Genomic DNA, 15336 nt, shown 5'->3' on the forward strand with positions numbered 1-15336 from the left:
TAAAGAATTAAGAAAAAATGAAAGGATTCATTATGAGTAAGATTTTTACTGCTATTTTATTATTATTGGGACTTGTGCAATTATTTGGATGCAGCATTTTTAATGGAAAAAGTCCAAATGATTCCAATAACAGCACAATAAAAATAAATGATACAAATCATGTAATTGATTCATCCAACTATGAAAAAGATATTATAGAATTGATTAAGAACAATATAAAAAATGACTTTGAAAATACTGATCTTACTATAAAAGAAATAAATCCTGTTGAAAATTACTCTTTTGTTATATTTCTCATAAAACAAAATAATATATTACATGAGGGATTAGCTTGTATAGAAAAGGAACATAAATTTTACAAACTAAATGAGATGGACATAGCTAAGGTTGATTTAAAGGCCCCATTCACAAAACATACTATCATCTCATCGCTAAATGATGGTAGAGATTACATATTAATAGGTGGATATATTAATGATGAGAATATAAATGAAGTACATATTGAATATAAGAATAGCGCTGTTAATGTGATAGAAATCGGCCAAAATCAAAACACATACATGAATTACATGATAGGTGATATAAAATATATTAAGGAAATAGTTGGATTTAACGAAACAAACAAGATATATTCATACGAATTTTAGGAAGTATGAATAATTCCGTGTAAAGGAGCGGCGGCGACAAGGATGGCGGGTATTTCAGTACATGCATTAGGACGCAGATTAGGAATGTATGTGGCAAATAAGACAGTCAACCCAAACCAAGCGGAATTGCTGGGATACGGAGCCGAAATTATATTGGGGAGTATTCTTAAACTGGTTGTTCTTTTTTCAATAGCTGCTTTGTTAAAAGTAGTTTATGAAGTATCAATACAAGCTTATTTATGATGTATGATCCTGAACTACCTAAAAGTAACCAGACTGCATGACAAGTTAACCCGGAAGACCTTGGTCGGTCTTCCGGGTTAGCCCAATGAAGTAACCCCCTCGGCGCATTGCTGCTTCCCGTCCACTCATTTCGCAAAAATCATCCTGCCTGCTCCGCCGCTTGGTTATCCTTTACAAACAGCGCATCGGCAAATTCCCGGGCGTCGAAAGGACGCAAGTCGTCTATCCCTTCGCCGACACCGATCATTTTAATGGGTATGTCCAGACCTTGTTTAATAGCAATTACCACGCCGCCTTTGGCGGTGCCGTCCAGTTTGGTCAGGGCCACCCCGGTCACCCCCACCGCCTCTTTGAAAAGGCGGGCCTGGCTGATGGCATTTTGCCCGGTGGTGGCGTCCAGCACCAGCAGCACCTCATGAGGGGCGCCCGGCATTTCCCGTCCCAGCACCCGGTGTACCTTTTTCAATTCCTCCATCAAGTTGCTCTTAGTGTGCAGCCGGCCCGCGGTGTCCACGATAAGCACATCAATTTTCCTGGCCCGGGCGGCCTGCAGCGAATCAAAAGCCACAGCGGCGGGATCTGAGCCCTCGGAGTGCTTGATCACGGCCCCCCCCACCCGGTTGCCCCATATTTCCAGCTGGTCAATGGCCGCCGCCCGAAATGTATCCGCGGCGCTTAGCAGCACACTTTTGCCGCTTTCCTTAAAATAGTGGGCCAGTTTACCAATGGTCGTAGTTTTGCCCACGCCGTTAACTCCCACCACCATGATTACCGCCGGCTGCTCGCCGTCTATATTGATTGAGCCGGTTTCTTCGCCCAGAATTCCTTGAATAAGCTCCTTCAGCACGGCCCGTAATTCTTCGGGATCGCCAATCCGGCGTTTTTTCACTTCACTGCGCAGGTTTTCAACCAGCTCCAACGAGGCGTCAATGCCCACGTCGGCTTGGATCAACGCTTCTTCCAGCTCCTCGTATAGTTCCTCATCGATAACCTTGCGACCGGTGACAATAGCATCAATTTTCTCCACGAAATTTTTTCTGGTTTTACTCAGGCCATCCTTTAATTTACTAAATAAACCCATTATATAACAGACCTCCCGGTTTAATAGCTATGCAAACCGCTGAGCTATCAACGTTTAACGCCACGCATCTACATTGCCAATTGGCCGCTATTTCAGACTTCCGTACTTCACGCATACTTGTCCAGCGCCATCCTGGCCGCTTGCTGTTCCGCTTCTTTTTTGGTCCGGCCCTGCCCCCAGCCAAGTCTTTTACCCCTGTATTCCACCGCCGCTGTAAATATTTTATCATGATCGGGGCCTTCTTCATCAATAATAAAGTAGTGAATGGGGTCAGCGCTTTTACGCTGCAATATTTCCTGTAGATCTGTTTTATAATCGCGCACTGTCTGACCTGATTTTACCTCTTCGATAATATCGGCCAACTGCTGCAAGGCTACCCGGCGGGCTTCTTCCAAACCCGCATCCAGGTAAACAGAACCAAGCAGGGCTTCAAAGGCGTCCGCCAGCAAAGAAGGTCTTTCCCTGCCACCGGAATGCTCTTCACCCCGCCCCATGAACAAATACCGGCCCAATTCCAGGCGTTGGGCCACCGCGGCCAGAGAAGGTTCGCATACCGTCAGGGCGCGCATTTTGGTCAGGTCACCCTCAGTCTTATGGGAGAAAGTGCGATAATAATAATCGCTGATGATTAATTCCAGTACAGCATCTCCTAAGAATTCCAACCGTTCATTGTTCTGCTCTTCCCGGCCCCTGTTTTCATATGTAAAAGAGCTGTGCACGAGCGCCAGGCGCAACAGTTCCGGGTTGCGCCAAACGAAGTGCACTTTTTTTTGCAAATCATCAATGATACTGTTAAACTGGCCCATGTTTAAATATTCCTTTCCGCAGTGAACCTTTCTATAACCAGTGTGGCGTTATGCCCGCCAAAACCAAAGGAATTGGTTAACGTCACCGCTACATCGACCCGGCGAGCGCCGTTGGACACATAGTCCAAATCGCAATCCGGATCAGGCTCGACCAAGTTAATGGTCGGTGGAATTACCCCATCCTTGATAGCCAGCGCACATACCGCCGTCTCCAAACCGCCGGCCGCCCCCAGCATATGCCCCGTCATGGACTTGGTTGAACTTACTGCCAGCCGCCCGGCATGTTCGCCAAAAACTTCTTTTATGGCCAGGGTCTCCAACTTGTCACCCAGTAATGTAGAAGTGCCATGGGCGTTAATATAATCCACCTTTTCCGGGGACATGCCGGCATCCTCCAGGGCCATGCGCATGGACAGCACCGCTCCAGCGCCCTCGGGGTCGGGGGCCGTAATATGATAAGCATCACAGGATGCCCCGTACCCTGTAATTTCAGCCAGTATATCGGCACCCCTGGCCAGGGCATGTTCCATTTCCTCCAATACCAGTATTGCCGCACCTTCAGCGATTACAAAACCGTCACGGCCCGAGTCAAAAGGTCGGCTCGCCCCGGTGGGGTCATCATTACGGGTGGAAAGAGCTTTCATGGAACAAAAGCCGGCCACGGCCAGCGGCGTAATGGGTGCCTCGGTGCCGCCGCTAAGCATTACATCAGCCTGGCCGCGCTGGATCACTTTAGAAGCATCTCCAAGAGCATTGGCACTGGAAGCGCAAGCGCTGGTTGTGGTTACATTACAGGCGCGCAGACCGTAATTAATAGCCACCCGGCCGGAGGCCATATTGGAAATCATCATGGGTATGAAAAGCGGGCTCACCCGGCCCGGGCCACGCTCCACCAGGACCCGGTGCTGATCCTCTAAAGTCTCGATACCCCCCACACCGGAACCCAAAATCACCCCGGCCCGGGCACGGTTTATTTTAGTTATGTCCAGCCCGGCGTTTTCCACGGCCATGGCCGCCGCCGCCACCGCATAGTGAGTGAAGCGGTCCATACGGCGGGCCTCCTTGCGATCAATATAATCCGTGGGGGTGAAGTTTTTCACCTCTGCCGCAATTTTACTGCTATATCCTGTTGTATCAAACCGGGTGATCGGCCCCACACCACTGATGCCACCGGTCAGATTGCCCCAAAAATCATTCAGGGTATTCCCCACCGGAGTAACCAGTCCGATACCGGTAATTACCACTCTTTTAGACAACACACAACCTCCAGGCAAAAAATTAATTTGGTTAAATATATGATTCAAAAAAGCCCACCGGATAACCGGCGGGGCTTTTTACTTTTATTGATGTTCTTTAATATATTGAACAGCTTCTCCCACCTTGCGAATTTTTTCCGCATCCTCATCGGGAATTTGCAATTCGAATGTTTCTTCCAGAGCCATGACCAGTTCCACAATATCCAGGGAGTCCGCCCCCAGATCATCCACAAAGGAAGCCTCGGCCTTTACATCCCCCGGTTCTACACCCAGTTGTTCAACTATTATTTCCTTTACCCTTTCAAATATGTCCGCCACAATTTCACCCCCTCCCACGCACCTAATAAAGGTAAGCAAGCAGAAAAACCTTATTTACATGGCCATGCCGCCGTCCACCACAATAACCTGCCCGGTTATATAACCGGCCCCTTCCCCGGCCAGAAAAGCCGCCGCGGCAGCTATATCTTCCGGAGCGCCCAGCCGGCCCAACGGTACGCTTTTTAACAGCTGAGCCTTATTCTCCTCCGTTAAATTGGTGGTCATATCCGTCGCAATATATCCCGGGGCTATAGCATTAACTGTTATATTGCGGGAGCCAATCTCCCGGGCCAAAGATTTGGTAAAGCCAATCAGGCCCGCCTTGGCCGCAGCGTAATTAGTCTGTCCGGGGTTACCGGTCAGCGCCACCACCGAGCTAATGTTGATGATGCGGCCCCAGCGCGCTTTAAGCATGGGGCGCAGCGCCGCCTTGGCACAGTGATAAGCACCCTTTAAATTTGTATTGATCACTGCATCCCAATCCTGCTCCTGCAAGAGCGCCAGAATATTATCACGGGTAATGCCGGCGTTATTGACCAGTATATCAATGCGCTTAAATTTCTGCAGCACCTGCTGCATCATGGCGCCGACCTGTTCTTGATCGGCTACGTCGGCCCGTATCACCAGTGCTTCGACACCATGCTCGCGCACCAGAGAAGCCGTTTCCTCGGCCGCGCCGGCATTACCGTTGTAATTCACCGCCACATGGGCGCCCCGCCCGGCCAATGCTATGGCCACAGCCCGGCCGATACCCCGGGAAGCCCCGGTGACCAAGGCTACTCTACCGCCAAGATCCATTTTACACCGCCTCCTTCAACCGGGCAATAACCTGTTCCGGTTCCCCCTCACCATTAAAATTAATGAATCGGCTATATTTATCAATCTTCTTAAGCAAACCGGTGAGTACCTGTCCCGGCCCCACTTCCACAAACATATCATAACCATCGGACATCAGCCGGCGTATGCTTTGTTCCCACCTTACCGGGCCGGATACCTGCCGGATCAAAGCATCCCGCACCTCTCCCGCAGTAGCGACATAATCGGCGATAATATTGGCTACCACCGGTATCGCCGGATCTTTGATCTGTACCCGGGCCAGTTCGGCTACCAGCCTTTCGCCGGCAGGCGTCATCATGCTGCTGTGAAAAGGAGCGCTGACCTGTAATAATATGCAGCGGCGGGCGCCCATACTTTTAAATATCTCCTGCGCTTTTTTAAGCGCGCGGATTTCTCCGGCTACCACCACCTGCCCCGGGCAGTTGAAATTAGCGGCCTCCACCGTTCCGGCCTGCGCAGCCCGGCGACAGCCTTCCTCCACTTCGTCGGGTGCAAGTCCCAGCACGGCCATCATGCCGCCCCGGCCCAGCGGAACGGCCTCCTGCATAAACTGCCCGCGCATCCGCACCAGCCTCACAGCATCGTTAAAATCAACAGCCTCTGCCGCCACCAGCGCGGAATACTCGCCCAGACTATGCCCGGCCACCGCCGCCGGTCTGATCCCGGCTCGTTTGATAAGCTCATACATGGCAATACTTGCGGTAAGTATAGCAGGCTGGGCATTAACCGTTTTCTGCAGCTCATCTGCCGGACCCTCAAAAATTAGTTCAGTCAAGGCAAAACCCAATGCCCGGTCGGCTGCATCAAATATTTTCCGTACGAAATCATAACTATCGTACAGTGATTTACCCATACCCACAAATTGCGATCCCTGTCCGGGAAAAATGTAGGCTAGCATGATCAAAGCACCACCTTGCCGCAAATGTGGCGAATAATATTTTCCGCGTCAGTCACCACATTACTGATAATGTCCCGTGCCGGCTCAACCCGCTGTACCATGGCGGATATCTGCCCGGCCATAACCGAACCCATGTCTGTGTCGCCATCAACCATGGCCAGTTTCAGACGCCCCATGCCCAGCTTTTCAAATTCTTCCCCCGGAGCGCAGCACTCTTCAAGCTCTATAAACTTTTTAGTCAGTTTATTCTTCAATACTCTGACAGGGTGGCCGGTGGGTCGCCCGGTCACGATGGTATCCCGGTCCCTGGCCTTGATGACCACTTCCTTGACCCGTTCATGGACAGTGCATTCCCGGGCACATATAAAGCGAGTGCCCATTTGCACACCCTCGGCCCCCAGCATTAAAACCGCAGCCATCCCCCGACCGTCGCCAATACCCCCGGCGGCAATCACGGGTACATCCACGGCATCCACCACCTGGGGCACCAGTGCCATGGTAGTCAGTTCCCCCACATGGCCGCCTGATTCCATACCCTCGGCAATTATCGCATCCACCCCGGAGCGGGATAATCTCTTGGCTAAAGCCACCGCTGATACCACGGGAACCACCTTTATACCGGCATCATGCAATGTATTTAAATATTTGCCCGGATTACCCGCTCCGGTGGTAACCACCGATACCCTTTCCTCCGCAAGCAGCTGAATAATATCTTCAGCGTGGGGCGAAAGCAGCATTACGTTAACCCCGAAGGGTTTATCGGTCAACTGCTTGACCTTGTGCACCTGCTCCCTCACCCACTGGGGTGGGGCCTGGCCGGAACCGACAATACCCAGCCCGCCGGCCTCGCTCACGGCAGCAACCAGCTCAGCGGTAGACACCCAGGCCATTCCCCCTTGCAGAACAGGATATTCTATGCCCAATAAATCGCATATGCGTGTCCTAATGCCTTCTCCCTCCTACCCCTGCTTTTTATAATCACACCACCTGATCAGCAGACCGGCCCAAGTCAGACCGGCGCCAAAACCAACCATGATTACATTATCACCGTCTTTTATTTTACCGCTTTTCAATGATTCCTCCAGGGCCAGCGGAATAGAAGCCGTGGATGTATTGCCATAACGGTCTACGTTAACGGCTACCCGCTCCATGGGTAATTTCATCTTTTTAGCGGCGTGTTCTATAATCCGAATATTCGCCTGGTGAGGTATCAAAAAATCCACATCGTTATTGGTCAGCCCGGCCCGGCGGAGCACCTTGGCGGCGCCGTCCCCCATGGCGCGTACCGCAAACTTAAATACTTCCCGGCCATGCATGTGAACATAATGCAAATCCTGCGCCAAGGTATCGGCACTGGCCGGATGGCGGGAACCACCGGCAGGCAGACAGAGCAAGTGACCGCCGCCGCCGTCGGAGCCCAGCGCAGTGGATAAAATACCCCGGTCACCCGGCGCCGGACGCAGCACGACCGCACCGGCCCCATCGCCAAAAAGCACACATGTATTGCGATCGGACCAGTTAACCACCCGTGACAGTGTTTCCGCGCCGACTACCAGCACGGTATTGGCCGTACCGGCGGAAATAAACTGCGCCCCCACGACGACACCATATATAAAACCGGTACAACCCGCCAACAAATCAAACGCCCCGGCTCGCTTCGCGCCCAGCTTATCCTGCAGCAGGCAAGCCGTAGCGGGAAAAAGCATATCGGGAGTATTGGTGGCTGTAATAATAAGATCTATTTCCTCCGGCCGCACACCGGCATCCTCCAGCGCCCTTTGCGAAGCCAGCAAAGCCTGATCCGAAGTGGCCTCTTCTTCGGCTGCCACTCGTCTTTCGCGAATACCCGTACGAGAATAAATCCATTCATCGCTGGTGTCAAGCGTCTGCTCCAAATCAAAATTGGTTAATATTCGTTCCGGCACATAAATCCCTATACCTGCAATACCGGCACGGATTCTTTCAACTGCCATCGGCACACCCCACTTTGCGCACTGTATCGTTTAGCCTATCGCTGATGGCGCTGATCAGCCCGTTTTCCACCGATTCTTTCGCCCGGTATACGGCATTTTTAATAGCCAGTGATTTGGAGCTGCCGTGACAAACAATGGCTACTCCGTTTATACCTAACAGTGGCGCGCCACCGTACTCGGAGTAATTTAATTTTTTACCTAATTTTTTCAAAGCCGGTAAAGTCAAAGCAGCGCCGATTTTAGCCAGGCTGCTCTGCCGCATAGCCTGACCAATCATTCTCATTAATACGTCAGCCAGGCCCTCGCCGGTTTTTAAAACGACATTACCTATGAATCCATCACAAACTACTACATCAACGGTACCTTTGAAAATATCCCGGCCTTCCACATTACCGTGAAAATGCACGGGAGCCGCCTGCAGCAGCGGATAAGTTTCCTGGGTCAATTCATTACCCTTGGTGCTTTCCTCACCCACGTTTAAAAGGCCCACCCGAGGATGGTCGACACCCAGTATTTTATGGGCATAAAGAGACCCCATAACAGCGAATTGGACCAGGTGTTTGGGTTTGCAATCAACATTGGCACCCACATCCAGTAATATAGTAACGCCCCGTTCCGTAGGCAGTACCCCGGCAATAGCCGGGCGGGCAATCCCGGGTATGCGCCCCCAGCGCAGCAGTGTGGCCGCCATGGTGGCACCGGTGCTGCCGGCTGAGACCAGGGCGCCGGCATGGCCGTCCCGGACAAGCTCGGCAGCCATCACCAACGATGAGTTCTTCTTACGCCGCACCGCCACGGCCGGTGCCTCATCCATGGCTATTACCTCTTCGGCATGCACGATTTCCAAACCGGTATAGCTTTTACCCAGCTGATCTAATTCGTCTGTTAAAATACCCCGGTCGCCTACCATTATAATTTGCTGCCCGGTTTCCCGGCAAGCTTCCCAGGCACCCCGCACAATTTCCCGGGGCGCGTAATCGCCACCCATAGCATCAATGGCTATTTTCAAGCCGGTTAACCTCCTCGGACAAATCAAACACTAGGAATTTTCCTTGGAACACCAACTCACCCCGAACATGAGAGCTGACTCTTACCATATATTTGTTACCCCTTCTCCGGGTGACAATCGCCCTGGCTACTACTTTCTCTCCGCGAAAAACCGGTCTTTTAAAACTAATTTTAGATGTACCGGTAAGCGCCACCTCGGTATCAATAAGGGCCAGGGCCAGTGAATTAGCCTGGGCAAAAAGATATTGTCCGTCCAGCACCCTGGTCTTGCGCAGGGTCATTTCCTCACTGACCCTAAGCATGGACATACCTTGCAGGCCGATTTCCAGCCCGACCAGCTCGCCCACCACTTCGTGGTCTTCGATAGCCCTTAGATTTTGGTACGCTCCCCTAGCCATTTTTTTGACGCGCTCTCTCATCTCCGGAATATTTAATTCCGCTCTGTCCAGCCTGATGGTCTGAATACTTACCGTCAGCAGCTGCGCCAAGTCATCGTCAGTCAGAAAAGGGTTACCGGCCAGGTATATTGTTAGCAATCCTTGCCTTTCTGTTTTTACTGCATTGTTTTTTCTCATGTTCAACACCTTGTTAAAAGCACCCTGCTTATTAGCACCAGGTGCTAAAGATGAGTATATCTCAGCTGGGAAAAAAAAGCAACCATTTCCGCATAAAAAAATAAGCCCCTATTAGAGCTTATTTTCGTTAATTCTGTTTTATTTTACCGCTACCACTTCTCTTCCCTTGTAGTAACCACAGTCGGGACAAACCCGGTGCGGCGCCATCAGCTCGTGGCATTGCGGACATTTTGTCAGCTCGGGGGCTTCAATTTTCCAATGTGCCCTGCGCTGCCGCTTTCTTTGTTTGGAACTTCTCCTCTTTGGTACACCCATGCTTCATCCACTCCCTTTAATTTATGACTTCAATAGTTCTTTTAATTTAGCCAGACGCGGGTCTAGATCATTTTGAACGCAATTACACTGTTTTTGGTTTAAATCCACACCACATACGGGACATAAACCACGGCACTGTTCATGACAAATAAAACGCATCGGCAGATTCATTAACACCGTGCCCAAAACCTCCGGCGTAATATCTATACGATCGCCGGAATAAGCAACCCACTCATCATTTTTGCCTTTTGGCGCAGGCTGATTTTTTTCATAATACGTTTCACTGAAAAGTGGATTCAAATTTAAAACGAAATCTTGCAAACAGCGGCTGCAGGGCACTTTCAAAAAAACTTGCAATTTGCCTTCGACATTTATGGCGCTGCTGCCTACATTGGTCAATATGAGGTCAAACCGGGCCGGTTCTACAAATACAAACTCGCTGTCTTCCACCTGCAGCGCAGGTAATTCTCCGGTAAAGACAACCCTTTGACGCTCACCATTCGCTTTTTTGAGTTGTTCCACATCCAAAAAGGGCATAAACACCCCTCCATAGTTCAACAGGTAAAATTATATAAAACATGGCGGTTATTTGTCAAGGAAAAACACTTCATTAACTTCATTATTCAAGAAATAAAACCGCTATTATAAAGTATAATCTCATAGCGGAAAACAATCAAACCTGTTATATTTTTCAAACCTCATTAATAGTAAATAATTATGGTTTATAACATTTATTATGGTTACTTTTAGGAGTGGTCTTTTTTGCTATCTCGTTTTCATTCAAGAATGCCGATTAGAAAAAACGACCTGTCCGGCCTTTTATGGACGGCCCTGGCAATTTGCTTTGTGCTGGCTATGGTCACCCAACCCAAGATCACTTTTCAGGGCGCCACAACAGGCCTTACAACCTGGTGGGAAATAGTGTTCCCATCTTTACTGCCTTTTTTTATTGCCTCGGAAATATTAATGAAGCTTGGACTGGTGCGATTTATCGGCGTGCTAATGGAACCTGTGATGCGGCCGCTTTTTAACGTGCCGGGCGCCGGGGGCTTTGTGATGGTTATTGGTTTTACTTCCGGCTTTCCCATTGGCGGCATGGTTACAGCCCAACTGCGCCGGCAGGGCCTGTGCACCAGGTTGGAGGCCGAACGGCTGATGTGTTTTACCAACAACTCGAGCCCCCTGTTCATGTTAACCGCCGTGGCGGTAGGTATGTTCGGCAAGCCCGAGCTGGGCTTGGTCATTGCCGGCTCGCACTATCTGGCCAATATTATAATTGGCCTGGCCTTGCGCTTTTACGGACGCGGTGAACGGACACGCCGATTTACGGCCGATGCCCGCTCCTGGTCGGTATACAGCGCCTTTGGCGCCCTTTTACAGCACCAACGGGCACAGCGACAGCCCCTTGGAAAATTGCTTGGGGAGGCGGTAGCTTCCTCCATCACCAAGCTTATTAATATCGGCGGTTTTATTATTTTGTTTGCCGTAATTATCCGTCTGTTAAATGAAGCCGGCGCCATCGGACACATCGCCGCGGCCATGGGAGCTTTGCTTATTCCCCTGGGCTTTGAGCCGGATATTTTAACCGCCCTGGCCAGCGGTTTTTTTGAAATGACCATCGGAACCAAAATGGCCTCCGAAGCGGCAGCTTCCGAACTGCAGCAATTGATGGCGGTGAGCATGATCCTGGGCTGGAGCGGTCTATCCATACACGCCCAGGTGGCCAGCATGATCTCACAAACCGACCTCCGCATGGGCCTGTTCTTCGCTGCTCGTTTAGTCCATGCCCTGCTGGGGACTTGTTTAACCTGGCTTTTTTATAAACCTGCAAGCACAACCGGCCTTCTCAGCTTGCCTGTAGCGGCCCCTATTATCACTTGGTCAAACTATCACAGCTTAACTGTCATGGCCTACTCTTTACTGGCTTTGATCGCGATGCTGATTTTTTTAATATTATTATCAATTGTTTGTAATTTTTTCACATCAATACTCGCCCAAGTTAAAAAGATATGAATCCATATAAAAGCTCAGTAATCGTCAATATAAGAAGATCGCCGCAATAAAGGTGAACTCGTTCAGCTGAAAAGCTGAACATCGGGGCTTCAGATGGGGATTCTACCCCATCTGAAGTAAAAAATAGCAACTCCCACTTATAGAAGCGGGAGCGTTGGAATTCGATACATAATCCGGCGATCAATTCAATCTTATGTAAATTAATTAGCTAGTCATTCTTGATACCTCTTAATTCAGACCTGTTTTCTTGCACCTGGCCTAAAATGCCATTTAATTTATCCTCCAGCCCGGCCAGCAACTCATCAGCATAGTCCATGGCTCCCTGCTTAATTTGCCTGGCAATTTCTTCGCTGTGCAAGCGAATTTCTTCGCTTATTTCCTGAGCCTTGCGAGTAATTTCCGAATCTACCGCCTTTTTCTCCAGTTGTTTTTCGGCATCCTCAATCATACGTACAGCCTCACGCTTGGAATCAGTAATTACCTTGTCTCTTTCCTGCAACACCCATTTAGCTTGCCGTAATTCCTCGGGCAGTGATGCTCTGATGCGGTCCAAATAATCAAGCAATCTGTCTTCATCTACTAAAACCCGTTTGGTCATGGGAACTTTGGGGCTGCTTTCAATTAATTCTTCCATTTCATTTATAACATTAAACAACTCCAAAACAGGCACCTCCCACAAGTTATTTAAATTTGCTCTGCATCCTTTCCCGGATTACCGGCGGCACTAAATCCTTTACACAACCGCCAAAGGATGCTACTTCTTTAACAGCGCTGGAGCTTATGAAGGAAAATTCAGCTCGGGTCATAAGAAAAACCGTTTCTACCGAAGTTTGCAGTTTTTTATTAGTTAAGGCCATCATAAATTCATTTTCGAAATCAGATATAGCCCTTAATCCTCTGATTATAACCTGTGCTTCCTTCTCCCTGGCATAATTAACCGTTAAACCGTTAAATGTATCCACTATTACATTATAAAAAGGCTGAGTGACTATTTTAAGCATATCCAGCCGCTCCTCAACAGTGAAAAGCGGTTTTTTACCCGGATTCGAAGATACCGCTACAATTAACCTATCGTACATAATCGCTGTGCGTTCTATAATGTCCAGATGTCCATTGGTTACAGGATCAAAGCTGCCCGGGTAAACTGCTATTCGCAAAAGTTTGTCCTCCTCCGTACCAGGTTTGAAATACCGCCATCTGCAGTTCAATTTGCAATTTACTCAACTGCGGAGGTATTTTGTAAAAACCGATAAAAGACTAACGCTGTGTCGCCGTATTTAACCCGGCGCCACAACTGATAGATACCCGCTTGGCCGGGCATATCCTCATCCGCTCCAATTTCCAATACGATGATGCCATTTAAATGCAAGACAGGACATTTATTTAAGATATTCAACACGTCTGCCGCCAGTCCCTGCCGATACGGCGGATCAGCGAAAACAATGTCAAAGCTGTTCTGTTTACGCACAGCCGTATCCAAAGCCGTCCGCACATCGCCCAAAACAAGTTCGGCATTCGCCCCAAGCCCGGTTATAGCCAAGTTATCCTTTAATACACGCACTACCCTGGCGTCCCTTTCCACAAACAAAACCTTTGCGGCTCCGCGACTGAGCGCTTCTATGCCAACTCCGCCGGTTCCGGCATAAAGATCTGCAAAAAAACTATCGGGCAGCCGGCTGCCAATAATGTTAAACAATGATTCTTTTACCCGATCCGCCGTGGGTCTAACCGGAAGTCTACCGGGAGATTTAAGCCGCCTTTTTTTGGCCGTTCCGGCAATTACCCGCAAAATTATCCTACCTTTCTTTACAATCTTTTTAATTATAACACAAGAACAGCTTTAGCATATAATACTACAGCCGATAAACTAAAAAATACCGCATATAATTACTGAAAAGGGTAAATATATCTTCAAACAGACTTACAAAACAACATAGATATATACTTTTATATGAAAAAGGGTGAATGAATAATAATGAACAGTAAATTTTTAAAATCAATGAATATATCATTGGACTTGGCCTTGGAGGCCAGAGAAGTTATCCGGGGTGAAACCGGCCAGGAAATTCCCGGAGTACGGGTGGACAAGGAAACTTATGACCACGCCGCAGTGACAACTGTACATATTGAAGACCAGAACGCTCAAGTAATTATGGGTAAGCCGGCGGGTAAATATATCACCGTTGAAGCGCCGTCCATCAAGGAAAATAATCAGCAGGCGCACCGGGAAATTACCCAGATTCTGGCCGAGCAATTAAAAGGATTGTTTAACCTGCCCATGGAGTTAAATATATTAGTAATTGGGCTGGGCAACTGGAACGCCACACCGGATGCACTGGGACCCAGAGTAGTGGAACAGTGTCTCGTTACCAGGCATCTATATAATTACGCACCACAGGAGCTGCAAGGCGGTATGCGCCCGGTTAGCGCCCTGGCGCCGGGTGTGCTGGGCATCACCGGTATTGAAACCGCCGAAATAGTCCGGGGAGTGGTGGAAAAAACACGCCCCTCGTTAATTATCGCCATTGATTCTCTGGCGGCCCGCAGCGCCGAGCGTATCGCCACTACCATTCAGTTGGCCGATACCGGTATTAATCCGGGATCCGGCATCGGTAATAAAAGGTCCGGCATTAACCAGGAGACCATGGGAGTAAGGGTTATCGCCATCGGAGTGCCCACTGTTACTCACGCCGCTATAATAGCCCAAGACGCTATTGAAAAATACATCCAAAGCACCGGAGGCCGGCCCGGGGATGCCAGCGCAGCTATTAAAAAGGTGCTGGAGCCCTTCGGAGGCAATCTTACCGTCACCCCAAAAGAAATCGATACGCTGATTGAGGATACCGCTCAAATAATTGCCGGCGCCGTTAATATGGCCATGCACCCCGGCATCAGCCCGGATGATTACGCTTATTACCTGCACTAACCCCTTAAACACAAAACAAGCGGCGTACCGTTGCGTACCGCTTGTTGGCAAAGCCCTCTGCCAGATGACCTTACCGAAACTTAACTTTAACCAGCCACCTGACAGAGGCTTTATTAAAAATCCAAATATCCATTAACCTTTAGGGAGTAGGAGTCTGATTGGTAACCTGCGGAGTAGCGGGCTGCTGACCCTGAGCCAAACTCTGCTCATAAGCGGCAATCATTTTCTTTACCATGTTGCCGCCGATAGCTCCGTTTACCCGGGAGGGAAGATCACCCATATACCCGCCCTGGGGAACCTGTACCCCCAGCTCACCGGCAGTTTCCCATTTAAATTGTTCCATAGCCTGGGAAGCTTGCGGTATTAATTTTCTGTTGCTTTTTTGACCTTGTGCCATTTCTGTTGTCACCTCCTTCGTTGTTGTTAAGACTATTATGTGA

20 protein-coding genes are annotated in these 15336 nt (G+C 49.4%); 4 read left to right on the forward strand and 16 right to left on the reverse strand.

Annotated elements, in window-relative coordinates:
- Nucleotides 1-32 precede the first annotated feature (32 nt).
- Nucleotides 33-647 (forward strand): hypothetical protein, encoded by a 615-nt coding sequence (locus ABDB91_RS11650; protein ID WP_347487888.1) that lies wholly within the window; start codon nucleotides 33-35, stop codon nucleotides 645-647.
- A gap of 42 nt (nucleotides 648-689) precedes the next feature.
- On the forward strand, nucleotides 690-890 hold the full coding sequence (locus ABDB91_RS11655; protein WP_347487889.1) for an accessory gene regulator B family protein: 201 nt from the start codon (nucleotides 690-692) through the stop codon (nucleotides 888-890).
- Between the two features lie 139 nt (nucleotides 891-1029).
- Here ABDB91_RS11655 and ftsY read toward each other — a convergent pair whose 3' ends face one another.
- From ftsY to ABDB91_RS11715, 12 genes are all read right to left on the reverse strand, one after another.
- Complete coding sequence (gene ftsY / locus ABDB91_RS11660; protein WP_347487890.1) at nucleotides 1030-1971, reverse strand: signal recognition particle-docking protein FtsY; 942 nt, start codon at nucleotides 1969-1971, stop codon at nucleotides 1030-1032.
- A gap of 107 nt (nucleotides 1972-2078) precedes the next feature.
- Entirely contained in the window at nucleotides 2079-2777 is a 699-nt protein-coding gene (rnc, locus tag ABDB91_RS11665; RefSeq protein ID WP_347487891.1) for a ribonuclease III, read from the reverse strand.
- Between the two features lie 2 nt (nucleotides 2778-2779).
- Complete coding sequence (gene fabF / locus ABDB91_RS11670) at nucleotides 2780-4033, reverse strand: beta-ketoacyl-ACP synthase II (protein ID WP_347487892.1); 1254 nt, start codon at nucleotides 4031-4033, stop codon at nucleotides 2780-2782.
- An 84-nt stretch (nucleotides 4034-4117) separates the two neighbouring features.
- Nucleotides 4118-4351, reverse strand: coding sequence for an acyl carrier protein (acpP, locus tag ABDB91_RS11675; RefSeq protein ID WP_347487893.1), 234 nt, complete (start codon nucleotides 4349-4351; stop codon nucleotides 4118-4120).
- Nucleotides 4352-4405: 54 nt separating this feature from the next.
- Nucleotides 4406-5149: a 3-oxoacyl-ACP reductase FabG gene (gene fabG, locus ABDB91_RS11680; RefSeq protein WP_347487894.1), complete on the reverse strand. Its 744-nt coding sequence runs from the start codon at nucleotides 5147-5149 to the stop codon at nucleotides 4406-4408.
- A 1-nt stretch (nucleotide 5150) separates the two neighbouring features.
- Nucleotides 5151-6086, reverse strand: a complete 936-nt coding sequence (fabD, locus tag ABDB91_RS11685; protein WP_347487895.1) for an ACP S-malonyltransferase — start codon at nucleotides 6084-6086, stop codon at nucleotides 5151-5153.
- Between the two features lie 2 nt (nucleotides 6087-6088).
- The gene (gene fabK / locus ABDB91_RS11690) at nucleotides 6089-7033 is read right to left on the reverse strand and encodes an enoyl-[acyl-carrier-protein] reductase FabK (RefSeq protein WP_347491589.1); all 945 of its coding nucleotides are present in this window, start codon (nucleotides 7031-7033) and stop codon (nucleotides 6089-6091) included.
- A gap of 12 nt (nucleotides 7034-7045) precedes the next feature.
- Nucleotides 7046-8059: a beta-ketoacyl-ACP synthase III gene (locus tag ABDB91_RS11695; RefSeq protein ID WP_347487896.1), complete on the reverse strand. Its 1014-nt coding sequence runs from the start codon at nucleotides 8057-8059 to the stop codon at nucleotides 7046-7048.
- Nucleotides 8049-9068, reverse strand: a complete 1020-nt coding sequence (gene plsX, locus ABDB91_RS11700; protein ID WP_347487897.1) for a phosphate acyltransferase PlsX — start codon at nucleotides 9066-9068, stop codon at nucleotides 8049-8051. The genes ABDB91_RS11695 and plsX overlap by 11 nt, the downstream gene beginning before the upstream one ends.
- On the reverse strand, nucleotides 9052-9642 hold the full coding sequence (gene fapR, locus ABDB91_RS11705) for a transcription factor FapR (protein WP_347487898.1): 591 nt from the start codon (nucleotides 9640-9642) through the stop codon (nucleotides 9052-9054). Before fapR ends, plsX begins: the two co-directional genes overlap by 17 nt.
- A 138-nt stretch (nucleotides 9643-9780) precedes the next feature.
- Entirely contained in the window at nucleotides 9781-9957 is a 177-nt protein-coding gene (gene rpmF, locus ABDB91_RS11710; RefSeq protein WP_347487899.1) for a 50S ribosomal protein L32, read from the reverse strand.
- 21 nt (nucleotides 9958-9978) lie between these two features.
- Entirely contained in the window at nucleotides 9979-10494 is a 516-nt protein-coding gene (locus ABDB91_RS11715) for a DUF177 domain-containing protein (protein WP_347487900.1), read from the reverse strand.
- Nucleotides 10495-10743: 249 nt separating this feature from the next.
- Between ABDB91_RS11715 and ylbJ the strand changes: the two genes are divergently transcribed.
- Nucleotides 10744-11970 carry a sporulation integral membrane protein YlbJ gene (ylbJ, locus tag ABDB91_RS11720; RefSeq protein ID WP_347491590.1) on the forward strand — a complete coding sequence of 409 codons (1227 nt, stop codon included), beginning with the start codon at nucleotides 10744-10746 and terminating at the stop codon, nucleotides 11968-11970.
- 208 nt (nucleotides 11971-12178) lie between these two features.
- Here the strand turns inward: ylbJ and ABDB91_RS11725 are convergent, their stop codons facing one another.
- Genes ABDB91_RS11725 through rsmD form a run of 3 tightly spaced genes read right to left on the reverse strand, consistent with a single transcriptional unit; the run spans nucleotide 12179 to nucleotide 13795 of the window.
- Nucleotides 12179-12631: an ATPase gene (locus ABDB91_RS11725; RefSeq protein WP_347487901.1), complete on the reverse strand. Its 453-nt coding sequence runs from the start codon at nucleotides 12629-12631 to the stop codon at nucleotides 12179-12181.
- A 19-nt stretch (nucleotides 12632-12650) separates the two neighbouring features.
- Nucleotides 12651-13127 (reverse strand): pantetheine-phosphate adenylyltransferase, encoded by a 477-nt coding sequence (gene coaD / locus ABDB91_RS11730; RefSeq protein WP_347487902.1) that lies wholly within the window; start codon nucleotides 13125-13127, stop codon nucleotides 12651-12653.
- 59 nt (nucleotides 13128-13186) lie between these two features.
- Nucleotides 13187-13795 (reverse strand): 16S rRNA (guanine(966)-N(2))-methyltransferase RsmD, encoded by a 609-nt coding sequence (gene rsmD, locus ABDB91_RS11735; protein WP_347491591.1) that lies wholly within the window; start codon nucleotides 13793-13795, stop codon nucleotides 13187-13189.
- Between the two features lie 150 nt (nucleotides 13796-13945).
- Here rsmD and gpr point away from each other — a divergent pair, with 150 nt between their 5' ends.
- Nucleotides 13946-14896, forward strand: coding sequence for a GPR endopeptidase (gpr, locus tag ABDB91_RS11740; protein ID WP_347487903.1), 951 nt, complete (start codon nucleotides 13946-13948; stop codon nucleotides 14894-14896).
- 139 nt (nucleotides 14897-15035) lie between these two features.
- Here the strand turns inward: gpr and ABDB91_RS11745 are convergent, their stop codons facing one another.
- Nucleotides 15036-15293 (reverse strand): alpha/beta-type small acid-soluble spore protein, encoded by a 258-nt coding sequence (locus ABDB91_RS11745; RefSeq protein ID WP_347487904.1) that lies wholly within the window; start codon nucleotides 15291-15293, stop codon nucleotides 15036-15038.
- Nucleotides 15294-15336: the final 43 nt, after the last annotated feature.

The sequence above is a fragment of the Desulfoscipio sp. XC116 genome (genome assembly GCF_039851975.1).
Lineage (GTDB): Bacteria > Bacillota > Desulfotomaculia > Desulfotomaculales > Desulfallaceae > Sporotomaculum.

Excerpts from the sequence above, each read along its gene's own strand:
- ABDB91_RS11650 (WP_347487888.1), top strand. The coding sequence starts at position 33 with ATGAGTAAGATTTTTACTGCTATTTTATTATTATTGGGACTTGTGCAA.
- ABDB91_RS11655 (WP_347487889.1), top strand. The coding sequence starts at position 690 with ATGGCGGGTATTTCAGTACATGCATTAGGACGCAGATTAGGAATGTAT.
- ftsY (WP_347487890.1), bottom strand. The coding sequence starts at position 1,971 with ATGGGTTTATTTAGTAAATTAAAGGATGGCCTGAGTAAAACCAGAAAA.
- rnc (WP_347487891.1), bottom strand. The coding sequence starts at position 2,777 with ATGGGCCAGTTTAACAGTATCATTGATGATTTGCAAAAAAAAGTGCAC.
- fabG (WP_347487894.1), bottom strand. The coding sequence starts at position 5,149 with ATGGATCTTGGCGGTAGAGTAGCCTTGGTCACCGGGGCTTCCCGGGGT.
- fabD (WP_347487895.1), bottom strand. The coding sequence starts at position 6,086 with ATGCTAGCCTACATTTTTCCCGGACAGGGATCGCAATTTGTGGGTATG.
- ABDB91_RS11695 (WP_347487896.1), bottom strand. The coding sequence starts at position 8,059 with ATGGCAGTTGAAAGAATCCGTGCCGGTATTGCAGGTATAGGGATTTAT.
- fapR (WP_347487898.1), bottom strand. The coding sequence starts at position 9,642 with ATGAGAAAAAACAATGCAGTAAAAACAGAAAGGCAAGGATTGCTAACA.
- rpmF (WP_347487899.1), bottom strand. The coding sequence starts at position 9,957 with ATGGGTGTACCAAAGAGGAGAAGTTCCAAACAAAGAAAGCGGCAGCGC.
- ABDB91_RS11715 (WP_347487900.1), bottom strand. The coding sequence starts at position 10,494 with ATGCCCTTTTTGGATGTGGAACAACTCAAAAAAGCGAATGGTGAGCGT.
- ylbJ (WP_347491590.1), top strand. The coding sequence starts at position 10,744 with ATGCCGATTAGAAAAAACGACCTGTCCGGCCTTTTATGGACGGCCCTG.
- gpr (WP_347487903.1), top strand. The coding sequence starts at position 13,946 with ATGAACAGTAAATTTTTAAAATCAATGAATATATCATTGGACTTGGCC.
- ABDB91_RS11745 (WP_347487904.1), bottom strand. The coding sequence starts at position 15,293 with ATGGCACAAGGTCAAAAAAGCAACAGAAAATTAATACCGCAAGCTTCC.